General features: G+C 36.5%; 4 protein-coding genes. All 4 read left to right on the forward strand.

The annotated features are described in order from the left end of the window. Nucleotides 1-1053, forward strand: a 1053-nt coding sequence (locus D5R40_RS31300) for an anthranilate phosphoribosyltransferase family protein (RefSeq protein ID WP_124146761.1), incomplete at its 5' end; no start/stop codon positions are given. 427 nt (nucleotides 1054-1480) lie between these two features. After that, nucleotides 1481-2131: a hypothetical protein gene (locus D5R40_RS31305; RefSeq protein ID WP_124155751.1), complete on the forward strand. Its 651-nt coding sequence runs from the start codon at nucleotides 1481-1483 to the stop codon at nucleotides 2129-2131. A 494-nt stretch (nucleotides 2132-2625) separates the two neighbouring features. Further along, the gene (locus D5R40_RS31310) at nucleotides 2626-2919 is read left to right on the forward strand and encodes a hypothetical protein (protein WP_124155752.1); all 294 of its coding nucleotides are present in this window, start codon (nucleotides 2626-2628) and stop codon (nucleotides 2917-2919) included. A gap of 171 nt (nucleotides 2920-3090) precedes the next feature. Then, nucleotides 3091-3282 (forward strand): hypothetical protein, encoded by a 192-nt coding sequence (locus tag D5R40_RS31315; RefSeq protein ID WP_124155753.1) that lies wholly within the window; start codon nucleotides 3091-3093, stop codon nucleotides 3280-3282. Nucleotides 3283-3452: the final 170 nt, after the last annotated feature.

Here is a 3452-nt window from a genome sequence, read left to right on the forward strand (position 1 = left end):
ATGAGCGATCGCTTTCGAGAATTACTCAGAACCATTGGTAGTGGCCCCCATACAGGGAAAAATTTAACCCGCCAAGAGGCAGCAGCAGCAATGCGGATGATGTTGTTGAAAGAAGCAAAACCAGTCCAGGTCGGTGCTTTTTTAATTGCTCACCGTATTAAACGGCCTACTGGAGATGAGTTGGCAGGAATGTTAGATAGCTATAACGAATTAGGGCCAAAACTGCAAAGTCAACCATCGATGGGTGTAGTGACAGTATTAGGTTGTCCTTATGATGGGCGATCGCGTACTGCACCAGTTACCCCACTCACAGCTTTAATTTTGGCAACAGCAGGAATATTTGTTGTGATGCACGGTGGAGCGCGAATGCCGACAAAAGAAGGAGTACCTTTTATTGATATTTGGCAAGGGTTAGGGGTTGAATGGGAAAAACTATCGCTGGCACAGGTGCAACAAGTATTTGAACAGACTGGTTTAGGCTTTGTTTATCTACCAAAACATTTTCCCCAAGCAGATGCTTTAGTAGAATATCGTCGAGATATTGGTAAACGACCGCCTCTAGCAACAATGGAGTTAATTTGGGTTCCCTTTTCAGGAGAAGTTCATTTGGCTGCGGGATATGTTCATCCTCCTACAGAAGGTATGTTTCGAGGAGCATTGGAATTACAGGGTGTGAAAAATTATACAACAGTCAAGGGGTTAGAAGGAAGTTGTGACTTACCTCGCGACCGGACAGCTATTATTGGGGTATCGATGCCATCTGACAACTCTGCCACATTTGAACGTCTGTTGTTGCATCCGAGTGACTATGGTTGTGGAGGAAAGGAGGTTTCATTAAGCTCTACTGCGGAGTTAGTAGAGCAAATGCAAGAAGTTTTGCAGGGTAAGGTGAGTCAGTTAATGTCAGCAGCTATTTGGAATGGAGGTTTTTATTTATGGCGTTGTGGAGTTTGCTCTGATATTTGCGAAGGTTTGTCTAAGGCGGAAAGTTTATTAAGTAGTGGTGAAGTAGGGGAGAAGTTGAGAGAAATTCAAGCTAAAGTTCAGGTGTGAGGAGTTAGGAGTCAGGAGTCAGGAGTCAGGAGGGAAGAAAGGAGGAATGCATAGGAATTAACAAAGTCAAAAGTTATTTTTCTAACGGGGATTTAAACCCTCCCCTCCAAAAATATTTCTCCTTAAAAGGTAAGGTTGCGCGACTCATATTATTTTTATAAAGGAGAATAGTATTGATAATTTCAGTATTTCTTTGGTACTGTCGGTACTGTCAGTCCTTAAATTTTATTATAACCGATCCGTCCGTAATTCGTAGCTCTCCCTCCGGGGGAACATTATATAAAACAGAAAAAAACGATATAGGTTGGATTCTTTAACCTTATTATATCGTCAGCAGTGCGTAGCGTGGTTTTAACCTGTATAGCACAACAGCTAATGAATCCGGGGTGTTTTAACCCCTGGAGAACTCAAAGTTAAGCTTAATATTATGAAATCATCCTTAATTGTGATAATTTATAGTGTAGTTACAATTTTATCTTTTACATCCAATTTCGATGCAATAGCAGTTATATATCCACCATTAAAACATTCATCAGAATTTACAAATACTAATACTATTTATCTTGCTAATAGCTGGTATAAATATACAGCTAAAGATGATTCTTATACAGTTTTTTTTCCTGGTCAACCAGAAGAAGAAAATTTATCTGTTGATACTTCTTTGGGAAAACTTAATGCCTTATTAGTTTTCTACCAATACCCAGAAAAACAACGATTTTTTTCTGTCTCTAGCATCAAATATCCAGTCGATCCTAGTCAATATAATCTTGAAAAAGGATTAAATGGAGCGCGAGATGGAGCAGCAATCAATTCTAACTCGATAATAATTAGTGAAAAGAAGATTAGCTATCAAGGATTTCCAGGTAGAGAAATAATTTTACAGTCAAAAGTAAAGCCTAATTTGAGATTACTTTTAAGAATATTTATCGACCCTAGCAGACCAACATTATATAGTTTACAAATAGTTGCTGAAGATGGAAATTTAGATTTTCCAGAGGCTAAAGCTTTTTTAGATTCTTTTAGTATTATTAATACTAATGATTCCCTCTCAAAATTCAGTGTTAAATATGGAATTTAATTAGACTTGATGTAGCTTTAGGTTTTTCAAAGGTCAATGATTCTGAAAAAAGAGGTTTTATGGCTGTTCTATAGATATGGGTGAGAGAAAAGCCAGGCTGAGTTGGGGCAGGCCAACTTGAAAAAGTGATCAGCACTCAGCAGTAAACCTTTAGAAGGGGAATGTTACCCCTGCGCGCACCTTCCGGTTTATAGAACCCATTTAGTATCTGGGGAGATGGGGAGATCGAGAAATATTTGGTAATGGTTGAAGATGGAACATTTTTTTATACCGAATTAAACGGATTTGATATTACAAATTGAAGTACGGAATGTGGGATATATGGTTTATGATTTGGTCATTTATTCAGATATTCCCACTAAAATTAGTTCCGTTCCGTAAGTCCTGAATAATGAAACTCGATCATAATTATTATTTATTCAATGTTATAATTTATTCTGGCTACAAACATACTTAAATTACTAACGGTAATTCGGCTAATATTTGGAAAAAAAATGTTTAACACCACGCTAAATAACAGTTTAACAAAAGACTTAATTACTTTTTGTTTGAACTCAAAGAAAGGAAAAAAAAGATATCATGTTACACGACTATATATGTATAAAAAATTAGAAAACTTATTGACTAATGAAGATGACAAGACTAAAAAAATTTTGGCCGTATCTGGCAGTGCTAACTTGGCAAAAGTTTTAGGGTTAAAACTAGCGGAAGTTTATAATACGAGTTATCCAGAATGTAATCTAACTAATCTAAATTATGAAGATAACTTTTTTGATTTTTGTGTTTAAGACCAAGTTTTAGAGCATGTTGCTGAAAATCCTTACAAGGCTTTTGAAGAAAGTATTCGAGTTGTTAAACAAGGAGGATATATATGTCATATAACTTGCTTTATCAACCCAATACATGGTGGAAAAGTATTCGATGATTACTGGAGATTTACTCCTAAAGCTTTGGCGTTAATGAGTAAACCCTACAATCTTAAAATAGTTGAAGTTAATGGTTGGGGTAATCAAGAAGTATGGTCTTATATTCAAATGGGTTTTAGAGGTCATAAAATTCCCGAAGATCCAGATAATCCAATATATCAATTAGCAATGAGAAACGAGCGCTCTTGGTATATAGTTACTTGGATTTTGGCACAAGTTCAATAATCAGTAAACAGAAGCCGATATAGCTCAAGGTTTGACCGATATTGGAAATATCAAAATAGGACGTTAAACGAGTTATGAAATAGCTGAGTAGAGTAATAGATAATTAGGGTTTGCTGAAAAAGTCTTATGGGTGAGGGTAGGAGTCAGGAGTCAGGAGTCAGGAGTCAGGA

The organism is Okeania hirsuta (assembly GCF_003838195.1).
GTDB lineage: Bacteria > Cyanobacteriota > Cyanobacteriia > Cyanobacteriales > Microcoleaceae > Okeania > Okeania hirsuta.